Here is a 15,897-nt window from a genome sequence, read left to right on the forward strand (position 1 = left end):
CGGCCTTGCAATCAGCTCTGTTGCGGTGCAACAAAAGCGCCCGCGTCAAAGGATCCCCCGAGTCCATGCCCCGCCGCGCCGCCCGTACCGCCTTGCCATTGCCCGATCTCGTCGTCCTCGTCCTTCAGGGCGGCGGGGCGCTCGGCGCGTTTCAGGCCGGGGTTTACGAGGCTCTGATCGACCTCGGCATCGAACTCGACTGGGTCGCCGGTATCTCGATCGGCGCGGTCAATGCCGCGATCATCGCGGGCAACGAGCGCGATCAGGCCGTGGGCAAGATGCGCGAGTTCTGGAATGGCGTATCGTCGGCGCTCCCCGCGCTGCCGATCGCCGATGACAGCCTGCTGCGCGAATGGACGCACTGGGCTGCGGCGGGACAGGTCGCGACCTTCGGGGTGCCCGGTTTCTTTACCCCGCGCTGGCCGCCGCCGGCCTTCGCCGAACGCCAGACCCCTGCGGCGATCAGCTTTTACGACACTGCGCCGTTGACCGCGACGCTCGACCGCCTCGTCGACTGGGACCGGGTGAACAGCGGCAAGGTCCGCCTGTCGGTCGGCGCCGTCGAAGTCGAAACCGGCAATTTTCGCTATTTCGACACGAAATCCGACACGCTCGACGCGCGCCATATCCTCGCCTCGGGGGCGCTGCCGCCCGGGCTGCCGCCGGTCGAGATCGACGGCATCTGGTATTGGGACGGCGGGCTGGTGTCGAATACGCCGCTCGAACATGTCGTCGAGGCGGCGAAGGAGGATATGCTCGTCTTCCAGGTCGATCTGTTCCCCGCGCGCGGGGACCGGCCGCGCGACATGGAAGAAGCCTGGTCGCGCGAAAAGGATATCCGCTTTTCCAGCCGCACCCGGCGCATTTCGGACGGGCTCGTGCGGCGGCGCAAGGAACATGCGCTGATCGACAGGATGCTCGGCAAGCTGCCGCCCGAATTCGCCGATCTCGCCGAAGTGAAGGCGGTCCGGCGGATGGTCGATGCCAAGGCGCTCAACGTCGTCCAGCTGATCCACCAGCCGCCGGCATGGCAGTCGGGGGCGCGCGATTTCGAATTTTCGCGCTCGACGATGGAGGTCAATTGGGCGCTGGGCCGCGACGCGGTCGAGGCGGCGATGAAGGACGGGCATTTGCTCGCCGACAGCATCGCGGAGGGGCGGTCGGACAGTTTCGCGGTGCAATCAAATGCCCTGCGGCCCAAGGCGGGCGAAGATATTTCCTGACTCCATCGTGACTCCCCCACTGAAAGGATCAAAATCATGCACCTTAAAGGCAAGACCGCCCTCGTCACCGGCTCGACCTCGGGCATCGGGCTGGGCATCGCCAAGGCGCTCGCCGCCGAGGGCGCGAACATCATCATCAACGGTTTCGGCGATGCCGCGGCGATCGAGGCCGAGCGCGCCGCGCTGGAGGTGCTGAACGGCGGCAAGGCCGCCTATGATGGCGCCGACCTCACCAAGCCCGACCAGATTGGCGAGATGTTCGCGCGCGCCGACAAGGATCTGGGCGGGGTCGATATCCTGGTGAATAACGCCGGGATGCAGTTCGTGTCGCCGGTCGAGGATTTCCCGCCCGAAAAATGGGACATGATCATCGCGCTCAACCTGACCGCCTCGTTCCACACCATTCGCCATGCAGTGCCCGGAATGCGCCAGAAGGGATGGGGGCGGATCATCGCCACCGCCTCGGCGCACTCGCTCGTCGCGTCGCCGTTCAAATCGGCCTATGTCACCGCCAAGCATGGGCTGGCCGGGCTGACCAAGACCGTCGCGCTCGAGGTGGCCGAGGCGGGGGTCACGGTGAACTGCATCAGCCCCGGCTATGTCTGGACCCCGCTGGTCGAAAATCAGATCCCCGATACGATGAAAACGCGCAAAATGACGCGCGAACAGGTGATCAACGACGTGCTGCTGGCGGGGCAACCGACCAAGAAATTCGTGACAATCGAACAGGTTGCGGCGCTCGCCGCCTTCCTGACCCGCGACGAGGCCGCGAGTATCACAGGCACAAACCTAAGCATAGACGGCGGCTGGACCGCTGCCTGAGCAGGCTGGCGGCGCAGCCATAGATTGCTGCGGCCTTGAGCATTTTACTTTGGCCGCTTATGGTTAAAGCGAACCGGACCGGGAGAGGCGGACAATGCGGGGTCGCTTACCATTGATATCGATGCTCGCGCTGGGGCTCTGCCTCGGCGCGTGCAAGACGGTGCCGTCGGTGCCGCCGTCGGCGGCAGATGCCCCCGATACCGGCACCTGGCGGGCGACGGCGACCGATCAGGACAAGGCGCGCATCCGCGGCTGGTATTCGAGCTGGGAAGCCGCCCTTGCCGACGCGCGCGCAAAGGGCTTTGGCGGCGCCGTCCAGCGCGAAGGGGTTTTGCTCCAGCCGATGGCGGCGCTGCCCAATCCGCATCTGCCCGCGGGCGAATATCGCTGCCGCACGATCAAGCTTGGTACCCAGGGCCGCGGCGGGCTCGGCTATATCGCCTATGACTGGTTCCGCTGCCGCATCGCGGCGGAGCAAGGGCTCTACAGCCTCGTCAAGCTAACGGGCTCGCAGCGGCCCGTCGGCCTGATCTTCCCCGACAATCTGAACCGCCAGATATTCCTCGGCACGCTCGAACTGGGCGACGAGGAGATGCCGGTCAACTACGGCAGCGACCGGATGCGCGACATGGCGGGGCTGGTCGAACGGATCGGCGACAATCGCTGGCGCCTCGTTCTGCCCGCGCCGGCCTATGAATCGCTGCTCGACGTGATCGAACTGGTGCCGGCGGGCTGAACGTCTGGCGGACCGAAAAAGGGGTGAAATGATGCGGATTCTATGGGCAGGCGCGGCGGCGCTGGCATTGTCGGTGCCTGCGGCGGCGCAAAGTGATACGCTTGGGGCCGAGGTCGGCAAGCAGATGCCGTCGCTGATGGAAATCTACAAGGATTTTCACGCCAACCCCGAACTCAGCTTCATGGAAGTCCGCTCGGCGGGCATATTGGCGGCCGAGGCGCGCAGGCTCGGGTTTCAGGTCACCGAAAAGGTCGGCGGGACCGGCGTCGTTGCGGTGATGAAGAACGGGCCGGGTCCGGTCGTGCTCGTTCGCGCCGACATGGATGGGCTGCCGGTGACCGAACAGACCGGCCTCGCCGGCGCGTCGAAAGTGCGCGTCACGACCAAGGAAGGCGTCGAAACCGGCGTCATGCACGCCTGCGGCCACGATACGCATATGACCAGCTGGATCGGCGTCGCGCGCCTGATGGCGGCGAACAAGGACAAATGGTCGGGGACGCTGGTGATGATCGGCCAGCCCGCCGAAGAACGCGGCGCCGGCGCGCGTATGATGCTCGAGGATGGGCTTTATACCCGCTTTCCGAAACCCCAATATGCGCTCGCGTTCCACGATGCCGCACAATTCCCGGCGGGAATGATCGGTTATACGCCGGGCTATGCGCTCGCCAACGTCGATAGCGTCGATATCATGGTCAAGGGTCTCGGCGGCCACGGCGCCTATCCGCAGACGACGAAGGACCCGATCGTGCTTGCCAGCCGCATCGTCGGCGCGCTGCAAACGCTCGTCTCGCGCGAGATCAGCCCGCTCGACAGCGCGGTGGTGACCGTCGGCAGCTTCCACGCCGGGGCGAAGCATAATATCATCTCCGACGAGGCCAAGTTGCAGCTCACCGTGCGCAGCTATACCGACGAGGTGCGTAATCATCTTCTCGACGGCATCGCGCGCATCGCAAAGGGCGAGGCGATCGCTGCGGGGATACCCGAGGACAAGATGCCGGTCGTCAGCGTCGATCGCAACGAATATACCCCGGCGACCTTCAACACCCCCGAATTCACCGAAGATATGGCGAAATATCTGAAGGGCCGCTTCGGCGACCAGCGCGTCGTCCAGATGCCGCCGGTGATGGGGGGCGAAGATTTCGGCCGCTTCGGCCGCGAAGACAAGACGATCAAAAGCCTGATCATCTGGGTCGGCGGCGTACCGCAGGCCGAATATGACGCGGCAAAGAAGGACGGACGGACGATGCCCAGCCTCCATTCGCCCTTCTGGGCGCCCGAGGCGGACAAGGTGATCGCGACCGCGACCGAGGCGCTGACCGCGATGACGATGAAGCTGATGCCGAAGGGGTAGGTGGGGTGTCGACTTGCGGCCAATTGCAGCCACCCCATTCACCGTCATCCCGGACTTGATCCGGGGTCCCGCTTGACCTCGAAAACTGCGCTACCCTCAAAAAGCGGGATCCCAGGTCAAGCCCGGGATGACGAAGGTGAGCGGAGCTCATGGCAGTTTCCCACCCCAAATCGGACCTCTGCCCTATAATCAACAACCGCCGCCGCTACGCGTAAATCGCGATCCCCTGGCTGCCGCTCAGCACCGGTTCGCCGGCGCGGTTCCACAGCATCATGTCCTGCACCGAAAAACCGCCGCGGGCATAGCCGGTCTTCGCCGACAGCAGCCACCATCCGTCGTCGGTCCGCGGATCGCCGCTCAGCATGTTGACGGTCCAGTTCATCGAACTGATCGGGCCGAATTCGGTGAACAGCGCCATCGCCGCGGGCGGCAGCGCGTCGCCCATCGCGAGCAATGCGACCGCCGGGTGGCATAACGGTTCTTCGACAAAGCGCACCCAGGTCAGATATTCGCCGACCGCGCCCTTCCAGTCGAAGCGTGGGCCGGTGGTCGGGCGCATGTCGAAATGGCGCGTGAAGCTCGGCCGCACCTTGTGATCGGGGACCGGCGCCAGCGTTTCGGGCGCGGGCACGTCGGGCATCGCGATGCTGTTGTGGTCGAGATGGCTCGCGCGGTCGCCCGAAAAGGCAAAGACCGCGGCAGTGCCGAAGCCCATGTCGCTCGACACGCCGGCATCGACGAACAGGCTCGATTTCGACTGGCGGAGCACCCGTGTATCCACCGTGCAGTCGCCCCCGACGGGGCCGACGAAGCTGATCTGTGCATAGCGCAGCGGCGTGTCGGTCGGATGCAGCGCCATCGTGCCCGCCAGCGCGACCGCCGAACTGATCCCGCCGTAAGCGGTGCGGCCCTGCATCCATCCTTCATCGATATGCGCATTGGCCACGCCCTCTTCGGTGCGCAGCGTCGAGAGAAGGGCGTCGAGAGGGCTGGGGGAGGGGGGATTCATAGGAGTCGTTTCATTCTCAAAACCCTGAGGGTGTCGAAGGACCGTTCTTCTTTGCGGCGTAAAAAGAAAGAACATTGCTTCGACAAGCTCAGTGCGAACGGATGCGGGTTATTCCTCGATCCGGAACGTCAATCCGGCATGGTCGGTCAGCCGCGCGATCAGCGCATCGCCGAGCAGCGCGCCCGGTGTCCAGACGCCACCGTCGCCCTTGTTGGCGAGCAGCGCCATGCCCGTTTCGGCGAGCATCTTCGATGTCGAGCCATAGCCCGGATCGCGGTCGCCCTGGACGCTTGCCCGCACGGCCGTGCCATCGGGATATTCGCCGACGAACAGCACGTCGTAGAAACCCTTCTCGCGCTCTTCCTTGCTCGGACCTTCGCCCGGCTGGGGTTTCGATTCGCCGAAGGGGTTCGCCTTGGCGATCGCTTCGGCCATCGCCTTGCCCGCGTCGCCGATCGTCGTCATCAGCATCTCGTCATAGACAAGGTCTTCGCCCCATGCGTGGCCGAGCAGGAAATTGGTGCGATGGACATTCTTGGTGTTGATCGCCGCCATGACGAAGGGCGCGGTCCAAGTGCCCGTCGCGCCGTCATATTCGGGGATCAGCCCGGTCGGCTGGTGCGGCCCCTCGAAGCCGGGGGTCAGCGCGAAGCTGGATTTGAGCAGCAGCGCCAGCGAGGGCTTTTTCGCTACCGCCTTCACCGTCTCGGTCAGGCTGGCGATCGTGCCGCCCGATGCGCCGCCGGCCATCTTGCGGACGCGGCCCTTGACGCGCGGTGCGGGTTTGCCGTGACGCTTGACCGCCTCGGCCTGCAGGAACAGCACGCCGAGGTCGAAGGGGATCGAATCGAAACCGCAGCTAAAGGCGATGCGCGCGCCCGAGGCCTTGGCGGCATCCTGATATTCGTCGATCATCTCGCGCATCCAGCCGGGTTCGCCGCACAGGTCGGCATAGGCGGTACCCGCCTTGACGCAGGCCGCGACTAGCGGGGCGCCGTAAAGCTGGTACGGGCCGACGGTGGTCAGAACGACCTTGGTGCGCGCCGCCATCGCGTCGAGGCTGGCGGGATCGCTCGCGTCGGCGACGACGAGCGGCGTATCCTTGGGCGCGCCGATCAGGTCGCGGACATCCGCCAGCTTGTCGGCGCTGCGCCCTGCCATCGCCCAGCGGGGTGCATCGGCGCGGCCGGCATAATGCTGGGTGAAATATTCGGCGACAAGGCGTCCGGTAAACCCGGTCGCGCCATAGACGATGATGTCGAATTCGCGATTGGCGGCCATGACATCCTCCCTTTTACGTAAACGTCAACCGAAGGCTAGCGTACGCAAGGAGGGATGCCAAGCACGAAGCGTCAGCGGCGCCAGAAGGGGCGCTTCTCAACCACCACCGGCGCCCCGGCCGCCTCGGCGCGCCCCTCGGCCCGCGCGGCCCGAAGCTCGGCATCGGCCGCGTGACGCTGCGCGGCACTTTCGGCAACTTCCGCCCGCCGCCGCGCCCGCAGCGCATCATAGCTCCAGCGCGTATGGCCATAGCCGAACAGGCAGAGCAGCCCGCCGGCGATCGCGAGATTCTTCATCGCCATCATCGCCTGCATCGGGTCGGTGAATTCGCGGTGAAAGAATAATATCGTCAGCAGCACGAAGCCCGCAAGCAGGATGGCCCACAATCGCGTTGCAATGCCAAGCGCGAGGCAGACACCAGCAATCAGTTCGAACAGCCCGGTGGGAATGGCGAGCCCCGCGGGCAGGCCGGCGGCAGAAATCATCGCATTGGTGTCGGCGACATGGATCAGCTTGTTGATCCCCGACACCAGGAAAATCACGGCGATGAACAGGCGCCCGATAAAGACGGCGATCATGGACATGGGTCATCCTCCACTACATGCCCGCCCGCTTGTGCAGACAGGACGCGCGGGGAGCCCATGAGGTTCCGGGCTAGCGCGGGGTAAAGGTCAGATCGGCGACCTCGCAATCGTCACAATCGATCGCGCGCAAGGTCGCCGCTCCCGGCCCGGGCGGCAGATCGACCTCGGCAAGCGGGATAACCTGCCACGCCGCGCCTGCGGGAATGGGGACACCGCGCTCGTCGATGCCGATGCGGCCGCCCTTCGCCGATCGTACTCGGGCGGAGACGGTCCAGCGGCCGGCCTTCGCGACCTCGGCGCTGTACCGCATGAATTCGCCGGTGACGAAATCGCGGACATAGGGTGTGCCATCGGCCTCGCGTGCGATGTCGACGCCGTCGTTGCGGTAGGTGGCACCATTGTTCCATGGCGTGCGTTCGCCGCCGGTCGCGACGTGATAATTGGCGTCGACCGTGTCGCGATAGGCCACCCCCGACGGCCCCAGATCATAATCGGCCGCGCCAATAACGAGCGGTCCGGTTCCGATCCGGCGCGGAGTGAAGGCGCGGTTGCCGGCTTCGTGCGGTTGGCGGAACATCGCATCGATCACATCGGGCTTCGCGATATTCTTGTCGAAGCGGCTGTTTCCGGCGAGCGTCATCATTGCCGCAAAGGCTTCGTCCGCGCCCGGTTTCGGGCCGCCACCCGTCGCCCACGCGACGATCTTTGCCCAGGCCGGCCCGGGATCGATCTCCAGCGGCTGGTTGAAACCGATCTTCTTGAGCGGCCAGAAATTCCAGCCGATGTCTTCGCCTTCGACCAGCGCGATCGCATCGCGGAACCAGACATTGCTGTTCTCGCCCGATTCGCCGAGCCAGATCGGCCGATTATAGCTGGTGCGCAGCGCCTTGATCTCGGCGATGCTCGCTTCGTCGTTGCGGTTCCAATATTTGTGGAAGCTCAGCACCATGTTGGCATCCCATGCAGGCGGCAGGCCTTTATAATTATTGCCCCAGCAATTGCCCTCGATGATGACGATATGCTTTGCGTCGACCTTGCGGATCGCGGCGGTGATCCGCTGTTGCAGGCTCCAGACCGCCTTGTTTTCGGTCTCGTCGCAGCCATTGCCCTTGCCGGGGGTCGCAAAGCTCCAGTTCGGCTCGTTGATCAGGTCATAGCCGCCGATCCATGGCTCGTCCCTGTAGCGCGCGGCGAGCTTGGTCCACAGGGTAACGGTCTTGCGCTGGTTCTCCTCGCTTTGCCAGAGCGACGGCTTGGCGGGATCGCGGTCCGAAATGGCGAGGTCATTGCCTTGGCCGCCGGGTGCGGCGTGGAGGTCGAGGATCAGGTAGATGCGGTTCGCCTTGCTCCATTCGAGCAGCCGGTCGATGCGCTGGAAACCTTCCTCGTGCCATGTGTCCTGCCCGGTCTTCGGTTCCTTGTCGGCGGGCAGGGTCAGCTGGTCGAAATGGATCGGCAGGCGTACCGAATTGAATCCCCATTTCGCCATCGCGGCGATGTCGGCCTCAGTCGTGTGATTGTCGAGCCAAGCGCGGTAAAACACTGCCGTGCGCTCCTCGCCGACAAGTTCGACAAGTTTGGCGCGGATTTTATGCTGCTGCCCGATCTCGCCGAGCTTCAGCATATAACCCTCCTGCAGCATCCAGCCGCCAAGCCCCATGCCGCGCAGGATGACGGGTTCGCCGCTGTCGTCGACGATGTGCGTGCCATCGACCTTCAGCCAGCCTTCGGCCTGTACTGCCGTCGACGAGAGCAGAGCGGCGATCACGAAAACGGCAGTGCGGAATTTCATGACCTCATCCCCATTTCCTGATCTATGGGAACGTTATCAATCTCCATCGAAAGAGCAAGTGCGCGATCCTGTTTCTCCGTTCTTCCGTCATCCCGGCGAAGGCCGGGATCTCGCCATTGCATCATGCTGGCGGCCTGAAATCCCGGTCTTCGCCGGGATGACGAGATTGAACGGCCGGCTTCGGGCGAAGGGAATGCGGCGTTCTGGCCTTAAAGCCTGGGCAGCGTGACGCCCTTCTGCCCCATATATTTGCCCGCGCGGTCGGCATAGCTCGTTTCACAAGGCTCATTGCCTTGCAGGAAGAGGAACTGACACGCGCCTTCATTGGCGTAGATCTTCGCGGGTAGGGGAGTGGTGTTCGAAAACTCCAGCGTGACATGGCCTTCCCAGCCCGGTTCGAGCGGGGTGACGTTCACGATGATGCCGCAGCGCGCATAGGTCGACTTGCCGAGGCAGATCACGAGCACGTCGCGCGGAATGCGGAAATATTCGACCGTCCGGGCCAGCGCGAAGCTGTTCGGCGGGATGATGCAGACCTCGGTCTCGCGATCGACGAAATTCTTGGGGTCGAATTCCTTGGGGTCGACCGTCGTCGAATCGATGTTTGTGAAAATCTTGAATTCGGGCGCGACGCGTGCGTCATAGCCGTATGAGGACAGGCCATAGCTGATGCACCCGTCGCGGCGTTGCGCCTCGACGAACGGTTCGATCATGCCCTGCGTCTGGGCGGCTTCGCGAATCCAGCGATCGGAAAGAATGGCCATGCGTGTCTCTTGAAAGCGCGGCGCGCTTTGCGCAAGCCGATGTTTGCGGTCCTTCGAGGCTCGTCATCCCGGCCTTCGCCGGGAAAGGCCGGTGGATACCGGCATTAATCTATCAGTCCCAGATCCTTCGGACCAAAGGCCGCGGGGAGCAATTCGCTGAGCCTGTAGCTCGTCACGGTCATTCCGTCGCCCGAACCGCAATGAACGAGGATGTCGGTTTTCGACCGCTCGGCGGCTTCGTTGAGGATCTGGCGGCAACGGCCGCACGGGTGAACTGCATCGCCGCCGAGCAGCGCATCGCCGTCGGGCCGGCCGCCGACGATCGCGACTTCGGCCAGTTCGCCGATCCACCCTTCGTTGGCAATTTTCGCGATCGCCGCCGTCTCGGCGCAGAGCGTCAGGCCGTAGCTCGCATTTTCGACATTGGCGCCGGTCACGACGTCGCCATTTTTGAGCAGCAGCGCGGCGCCGACATGGAAACCCGAATAAGGCGCATAGGCCCGGCTTGCCGCATCGCGCGCCGCGGCGATCAGGGCGTCGCGGGTGCTTTCGTCGGTCATGGCGTGTCTCCCTCGCCGCGCAGGACGTTCCAGCCGACGGTGCCGCCGGCGCCCGACAGGCGCACGAATTGATTCGCCTGCCACATTGCCCAGGGATGCGCGCCATAATCGGGTTCGAAGAAATCGCGGCGCAGCCAGGTCGTGCGCGCGATGCCTTGCGTCACCTTATAATCGCGCTCGAACGCCGGGCCTGGGGCGATCAGGCTTCGTTTGCCCATATGTGCCTCGATCTGCGCGAGGAAGGTCGCGAGTTCGGACAAGAGCAGCGCGCGCGTCGGCCGGTCGGGGCAGCGGTCGTCATAGTCCAGCCAGACGACCGCGGGCAGCGTATCGGGCCGTCTCGGCACATGGCGGATGAAGTTTGCGGCCTGGTCGGTCGCGAGCTGACAAAGGCTGTAGCGGTGGATCGCCCCTGTCTGGATGCCCGCTTCGCGTGCCGCCGCCATATTGCTCGCGAACATCGGGTCGACGCCGTCGGTACCGTCGGTCGCCATCAGATAGGAAAAGTCGGCGCCCGCGGCTTTGATCGACCCCCAGCGGACAACGCCGTTGTCTGCGTCGATCGTCACACCCTGGATCGGAAATTGCGCGCGGGGCGGCGTCCAGCGCGCGGCCCACCACATCACCAGTCCGGCCGCAAGGACAAGGAGCAACAATAGGCCGCTCACGCGCCGCAGCCAGTAGGCAAGCACGCCGCGCCACTCGGCGAGCGGCTTTACCGGACCCTTGTTCCCCCTGCTGGCTGCCCCCGTCGCCATCGCTAACCCTTGATGTGTAACACGCAGATCAGCGTGAAAAGCCGTCGTGCCGTGTCGAAATCGACCGCAATCTTGCCATCGAGCCGGTCCATCAGCATTTCGGCCGCCTCGTTGTGGAGCCCGCGCCGCGCCATGTCGACGGTCTCGATCTGCTGCGCGGTCGAGGTTTTGATCGCCTGATAATAGCTGTCGCAGATCGCAAAATAATCGCGGATCGGGCGGCGAAAACGACCGAGGCCGAGGATGATCGCCTCCAGCGGCGAGCCGTCGTCGCGGCTGATTTCGAAAATCAGCCGCCCTTCCTCGACACGCAGCATCAGGCGGTAGGGACCGGCATAGCCGTCGGGGTGGCCGCGCTGCGGCACGAACTTGTTATCCTCGATCAGGTCGAAGATCGCGACGCGGCGCTCCTGCTCGACATCGGGGTTGCGCCAGACGATCGAGCCCTCGTCGAGTTCGACCGCGATGATGCGCTGTTTCGAAGGATCTGCGTCGGCCATATGGGAAGTGCTTCTACTTGGCCGGGCACGAAGGGCAAGGGGGCGACTTATTCACAGCAACCCACAGCTATGATAAGCTTCACTTCATCGCCTGTTGCACCACCCGCAGCGACACCGCATGAAGGCTGCCATGCCAGAGCTCGCCCTGATTCCGACCCCGGCCAACGCCGGGGATGACCGCCAATTGCCGCGCAATATCGAGGCTGAGGCCGCGTTTCTCGGTGCGATTCTGATCGACAACCGAGTCGTCGAGGATTTGCCGGTCGCATTGACCCCCGAGCATTTCTTCGAACCGCTCCATGGCCGCATCTTCCAGCAGACGATGGCGCTGATCGAACGCAACAGCATCGCGACCCCGGTCACGCTGAAGCCTTTTTTCGAAGCCGACGAGGCTATGAAAGCGGTCGGCGGCCCCGGATATCTGGCGCAATTGACCGGCAGCGGTGCGGGATTGATCGGCGCGCGCGACTTTGCCCGGCAGATTTTCGACCTCGCGTTGCTCCGCGAATTGGTCGGGGTCGGGCGCACGCTCGTCGACAGCGCGCTCGATACGAGCGAAAGCGTCGATCCGCAGTCGCAGATCGAGGAAGCCGAAACGGCGCTTTACCGCGTCGCGGGCGGTGAGGCCGAAATGGGCTCGGTCAAGAGTTTCAACCAGGCCAGCCTCACCGCGCTGCAAGCGGCAGAGCGCGCGCTCAATTCGGGCGGTCATCTGTCGGGGATCACGACGGGCATCGGCAGCATGAACGCCAAGATTGGCGGTATGCATAATTCGGACTTGATGATCCTCGCCGGACGCCCCGGCATGGGCAAGACGTCGCTCGCGACGAACATCGCCTATAATGCCGCCGAGCGCTTCCGCCGCGATGAAGAGGATGGCATTCCGCCCGAGAAGAATATGGGCGCCAAGGTTGCGTTTTTCAGCCTCGAAATGTCCGCCGATCAGCTGGCGACGCGCGTGCTCGCCGAACAATCGGGGGTGTCGGGCGAGGCGCTGCGCATGGGCAAGATCAGCAAGGACCAGTTCCAGCAGCTCTCGCGCGCAGCGCAGGCGTTACAGACGCTGCCCCTGTTCATCGATGACACGCCGGGCCTGACTATCGCCGGCCTGCGCACCCGCGCGCGCCGGCTGCAGCGCCGCCACGGCATCGGTTTCGTCATCGTCGACTATCTTCAGCTGTTGCAGGGCTCGTCGAAGAGCGGCGACAATCGTGTCCAGGAAATTTCGGAAATTTCGCGTGGTTTGAAGACGCTGGCGAAGGAACTTCATGTACCGGTAATGGCGCTGTCACAGCTCAGCCGTGCGGTCGAAAGCCGCGAGGACAAGCGCCCGCAGCTTTCCGACCTTCGCGAATCGGGCTCGATCGAACAGGACGCCGACATGGTGCTCTTTGTGTTCCGAGAGGATTATTATGTCGCGGCGAAGGAGCCCAAACGTCCGATCGAAGGCGACGATGTCAAGATCCACGCGCAGCATGAGGAATGGGCGGCCGAAATGGAACGTGTCTTCGGTCTTGCCGAAGTCATCGTCGCGAAATCGCGCCACGGCTCGACCGGCAAGATCCGCATGCACTTCGAGGCGAAGACGACGAAGTTCAGCGACCTTGCCGACGACAGCATGGCGTATGATGATTATGAGTGATCGCCGCAGGTAAATGCTTCGACATTGCGAGGGGCGATGCATTTTTGAGATGCGTCAGATCAGAACACCGGATCGTTCGCCGGATCATCATCGATCGGCGTCACTTCGGTGTGGATGCCGCATTCGGTCTTGTCCCAGCCGCGCCAGCGGCCCGATCGAGGGTCTTCGCCCAGCTTGACCTTCGATGTGCATGGCGAGCAGCCGATCGAGGGATAACCTTCGGCTTCCAGCGGATGGCGCGGCAGATCATGCTCGGTGAAATAGGCGTCGAGCTGATCGCGCGTCCAGTTGGCGAGCGGGTTGAACTTCAGCCGGCCCGTGGTGCCGTCGAGCTCGAAGCGCGCCAGCCCCTGCCGCGTCGACGACTGGAAACCCTTGCGCCCCGTAATCGACGTGTCGAAATCGACGAGCGCCTTTTCGAGCGGCTTGACCTTGCGGATTTCGCAGCAGCCGTCGGGATCGTAGGACCAGCGCAGTTCGGTTCCGTCCTTTACCGCCAGTTCTTCGGGATCGGGCGTCAGGTTGACGATGTTGAGTTTCAGCTTCGCCGCCAGTTCGTCGCGATAGGTGAGCGTTTCGGGGAAATGCTTGCCGGTATCGAGGAACAGCACCGGCATGTCGGGCGCGGCTTGCGTCACCAGATGGAGCAACACCGCGCTTTCGGCGCCGAAGCTCGAGACGATTCCGGTCTCGCCCAGCAATCCCGCGCCGATCACGCTCGCCACCACTTCGGCGGCGTCCTGGCCGCGGAAGAGGTTGTTGAGGCGAATGACGTCGGCCTGCGTGAAACGCGGCGCTGCGTCGATCCGGTCGCGGGTGCGGGGAGAGACCGTCACGTCAGCCATGCCTCAGCTTCCATATCGGCACCACGCCGTCGGCGGCGCCCTGATAATGTTCGGGCCAGCGCGACAGCGCCGCCTCGACATCGGCCGGGTTCAGCTCCTTTTCGGGCGCAAATGTGTCGAAACCGCAGCGCTTCATATAGGCAACCTGGTCGACCAGCACGTCGCCCTGCGCGCGCAACTCGCCAGCATAGCCCGCCTCGCGCAGGATACGCGCCGACGAATAGCCGCGGCCGTCGCGGAATTTCGGGAAAGCGACCTCGATCAGCGCGAGCCGGTCGAGATGCGGGATCAGCGCGCGCGCATCCTCGTCGGGCTCCAGCCGCACCGCCGTCGCGTTTGATTGCGACAGGAAGGCGTCGAGGGTGACCGCGGGCTCTTCGCCGTCCGAATGGATATGTTCAACCATAGATCGCCTCCTTGAACGGGGCCATGCCGACGCGGCGGAAGGTGTCGACGAAGCGTTCGCCCTCGGTGCGTGTCGCAAGATATTTGTCGGTGACGCGCTCGATCGCATCGACGACGCCATCCTCGTCGAAACCGGGGCCGGTGATCGTGCCGAGGCTGACGTCCTCTGCGCCCGATCCGCCAAGCGACAGCTGGTAGTTTTCGGTGCCTTTGCGGTCGACGCCAAGGATACCGATGTGGCCGGCATGATGATGGCCGCAGGCGTTGATGCAGCCCGAAATCTTGAGCTTGAGCTCGCCCAGGTCGCGCTGGCGCGCCGGATCGGCGAAGCGCGTCGCGATCTTCTGCGCGACCGGGATCGAACGGGCGTTGGCGAGGCTGCAATAATCGAGGCCCGGGCAGGCGATGATATCGCTGATCAAGCCAAGGTTCGGCGTCGCCAGCCCCGCTTCGTCGAGCGCCTGCCAGATCGCGTGGAGGTCGGCCTTGCGGACGTGCGGCAGCACGATGTTCTGCGCGTGGGTGACGCGCAGTTCATCATGGCTGTATTTCTCGGCAAGGTCGGCCATCAGGTCGATCTGCGCCGAGCTGGCATCACCGGGGATGCCGCCGACGGGCTTCAGGCTGATGTTGACGATCGCGTGGCCAGATACCTTGTGCTTCGCGACATTTTGGTCGACCCAGACCGCGAAATCGGGATCGCCGCGGTCGATCGCATCGGGCGCCGAGGCGTCGAGCGGTGGCGGCGCGAACTGCGCGGCGATGCGGTCGAACTCGGCCTTCGGCGGATCGATGCCCAGCGACTTCACATGGACGAACTCTTCCTCGACCTGGCGGCGATATTCCTCGGCGCCCAGCTCGTGGATCAGGATCTTGATCCGCGCCTTGTAGATATTGTCGCGGCGGCCATAGCGGTTGTAGACGCGCAGGCACGCCTCGGCATAGCTCAGCATGTCGTCCAGCGGCACGAAATCCTTGATCAGCGGCGCAATCATCGGGGTGCGGCCCATGCCGCCGCCGACGTAGAACGCCGCGCCGTGGACGCCGTCCTGCTCGACGATCTGGATGCCGATATCGTGGAGGCGCATCGCGGCGCGATCTTCCTCGGCGGCGATCACGGCGATCTTGAACTTGCGCGGCAAATAGCTGAATTCGGGGTGGAAGCTCGACCACTGGCGGAGCAGTTCGGCCCATGGGCGCGGATCGGTGATTTCGTCGGCGGCGGCACCGGCCCACTGGTCAGAACTGATGTTGCGGATGCAATTGCCGCTGGTCTGGATCGCGTGCATCTCCACCGATGCCAGATCGGCGAGGATCGCGGGCGCGTCTTCCAGCTTGATCCAGTTATACTGGATATTCTGGCGCGTCGTGAAATGGCCGTAATCGCGGTCATATTTGCGCGCGATGTGAGCGAGCATCCGCATCTGGCGGCTGTCGAGCGTCCCATAAGGGACCGCTACCCGCAGCATATAGGCGTGAAGCTGGAGGTAAAGGCCGTTCATCAGTCGCAGCGGCTTGAACTGGTCCTCGGTGATTTCGCCCGCAAGGCGGCGGCGCACTTGGTCGCTGAACTCGGCGACACGGGCAGCAACCATCTGATGGTCATATTCGTCATATTTATACAT

16 protein-coding genes are annotated in these 15,897 nt (G+C 64.0%); 5 read left to right on the forward strand and 11 right to left on the reverse strand.

Annotated elements, in window-relative coordinates:
* Nucleotides 1–65 precede the first annotated feature (65 nt).
* The 4 genes from FHR22_RS05895 to FHR22_RS05910 all read left to right on the forward strand — a co-directional run bounded on the left by FHR22_RS05895 (nucleotide 66) and on the right by FHR22_RS05910 (nucleotide 4,132).
* Nucleotides 66–1,223, forward strand: coding sequence for a patatin-like phospholipase family protein (locus FHR22_RS05895; protein WP_166939874.1), 1,158 nt, complete (start codon nucleotides 66–68; stop codon nucleotides 1,221–1,223).
* 36 nt (nucleotides 1,224–1,259) lie between these two features.
* On the forward strand, nucleotides 1,260–2,045 hold the full coding sequence (locus tag FHR22_RS05900; protein ID WP_166939876.1) for a 3-hydroxybutyrate dehydrogenase: 786 nt from the start codon (nucleotides 1,260–1,262) through the stop codon (nucleotides 2,043–2,045).
* Between the two features lie 94 nt (nucleotides 2,046–2,139).
* Nucleotides 2,140–2,781 (forward strand): DUF4893 domain-containing protein, encoded by a 642-nt coding sequence (locus FHR22_RS05905; RefSeq protein WP_166939878.1) that lies wholly within the window; start codon nucleotides 2,140–2,142, stop codon nucleotides 2,779–2,781.
* Between the two features lie 31 nt (nucleotides 2,782–2,812).
* The gene (locus FHR22_RS05910; RefSeq protein WP_166940807.1) at nucleotides 2,813–4,132 is read left to right on the forward strand and encodes an amidohydrolase; all 1,320 of its coding nucleotides are present in this window, start codon (nucleotides 2,813–2,815) and stop codon (nucleotides 4,130–4,132) included.
* Between the two features lie 205 nt (nucleotides 4,133–4,337).
* Here FHR22_RS05910 and FHR22_RS05915 read toward each other — a convergent pair whose 3' ends face one another.
* The 8 genes from FHR22_RS05915 to FHR22_RS05950 form a co-directional block, all read right to left on the reverse strand.
* Nucleotides 4,338–5,141 carry an acyl-CoA thioesterase gene (locus FHR22_RS05915; protein ID WP_166939880.1) on the reverse strand — a complete coding sequence of 268 codons (804 nt, stop codon included), beginning with the start codon at nucleotides 5,139–5,141 and terminating at the stop codon, nucleotides 4,338–4,340.
* Between the two features lie 108 nt (nucleotides 5,142–5,249).
* Nucleotides 5,250–6,422 carry a saccharopine dehydrogenase family protein gene (locus tag FHR22_RS05920; RefSeq protein ID WP_166939882.1) on the reverse strand — a complete coding sequence of 391 codons (1,173 nt, stop codon included), beginning with the start codon at nucleotides 6,420–6,422 and terminating at the stop codon, nucleotides 5,250–5,252.
* A gap of 71 nt (nucleotides 6,423–6,493) precedes the next feature.
* Entirely contained in the window at nucleotides 6,494–7,006 is a 513-nt protein-coding gene (locus FHR22_RS05925; protein ID WP_166939884.1) for a DoxX family protein, read from the reverse strand.
* A gap of 70 nt (nucleotides 7,007–7,076) precedes the next feature.
* Nucleotides 7,077–8,798, reverse strand: a complete 1,722-nt coding sequence (locus FHR22_RS05930) for a cellulase family glycosylhydrolase (protein ID WP_166939886.1) — start codon at nucleotides 8,796–8,798, stop codon at nucleotides 7,077–7,079.
* Between the two features lie 209 nt (nucleotides 8,799–9,007).
* On the reverse strand, nucleotides 9,008–9,562 hold the full coding sequence (gene dcd / locus FHR22_RS05935) for a dCTP deaminase (protein WP_166939888.1): 555 nt from the start codon (nucleotides 9,560–9,562) through the stop codon (nucleotides 9,008–9,010).
* Nucleotides 9,563–9,666: 104 nt separating this feature from the next.
* Nucleotides 9,667–10,122, reverse strand: coding sequence for a cytidine deaminase (locus tag FHR22_RS05940; protein ID WP_166939890.1), 456 nt, complete (start codon nucleotides 10,120–10,122; stop codon nucleotides 9,667–9,669).
* On the reverse strand, nucleotides 10,119–10,880 hold the full coding sequence (locus FHR22_RS05945; protein WP_166939892.1) for a glycoside hydrolase family 25 protein: 762 nt from the start codon (nucleotides 10,878–10,880) through the stop codon (nucleotides 10,119–10,121). Before FHR22_RS05945 ends, FHR22_RS05940 begins: the two co-directional genes overlap by 4 nt.
* Nucleotides 10,881–10,882: 2 nt before the next feature.
* Nucleotides 10,883–11,380, reverse strand: a complete 498-nt coding sequence (locus FHR22_RS05950) for a UPF0262 family protein (protein WP_166939894.1) — start codon at nucleotides 11,378–11,380, stop codon at nucleotides 10,883–10,885.
* A 130-nt stretch (nucleotides 11,381–11,510) separates the two neighbouring features.
* On the opposite strand from FHR22_RS05950, the gene FHR22_RS05955 reads away from it, so the two are divergent.
* Nucleotides 11,511–13,022 carry a replicative DNA helicase gene (locus FHR22_RS05955; protein ID WP_166939896.1) on the forward strand — a complete coding sequence of 504 codons (1,512 nt, stop codon included), beginning with the start codon at nucleotides 11,511–11,513 and terminating at the stop codon, nucleotides 13,020–13,022.
* Nucleotides 13,023–13,081: 59 nt separating this feature from the next.
* Here FHR22_RS05955 and FHR22_RS05960 read toward each other — a convergent pair whose 3' ends face one another.
* From FHR22_RS05960 to FHR22_RS05970, 3 genes are read right to left on the reverse strand one after another with little or no spacing between them, the layout of a single operon-like run.
* On the reverse strand, nucleotides 13,082–13,867 hold the full coding sequence (locus FHR22_RS05960) for a phosphoadenylyl-sulfate reductase (RefSeq protein WP_166939898.1): 786 nt from the start codon (nucleotides 13,865–13,867) through the stop codon (nucleotides 13,082–13,084).
* The gene (locus tag FHR22_RS05965) at nucleotides 13,860–14,273 is read right to left on the reverse strand and encodes a DUF934 domain-containing protein (RefSeq protein WP_166939900.1); all 414 of its coding nucleotides are present in this window, start codon (nucleotides 14,271–14,273) and stop codon (nucleotides 13,860–13,862) included. Before FHR22_RS05965 ends, FHR22_RS05960 begins: the two co-directional genes overlap by 8 nt.
* Complete coding sequence (locus FHR22_RS05970) at nucleotides 14,266–15,897, reverse strand: nitrite/sulfite reductase (protein WP_166939902.1); 1,632 nt, start codon at nucleotides 15,895–15,897, stop codon at nucleotides 14,266–14,268. The genes FHR22_RS05965 and FHR22_RS05970 overlap by 8 nt, the downstream gene beginning before the upstream one ends.

Origin of the sequence: Sphingopyxis panaciterrae (genome assembly GCF_011762125.1) — a bacterium.
GTDB lineage: Bacteria > Pseudomonadota > Alphaproteobacteria > Sphingomonadales > Sphingomonadaceae > Sphingopyxis > Sphingopyxis panaciterrae.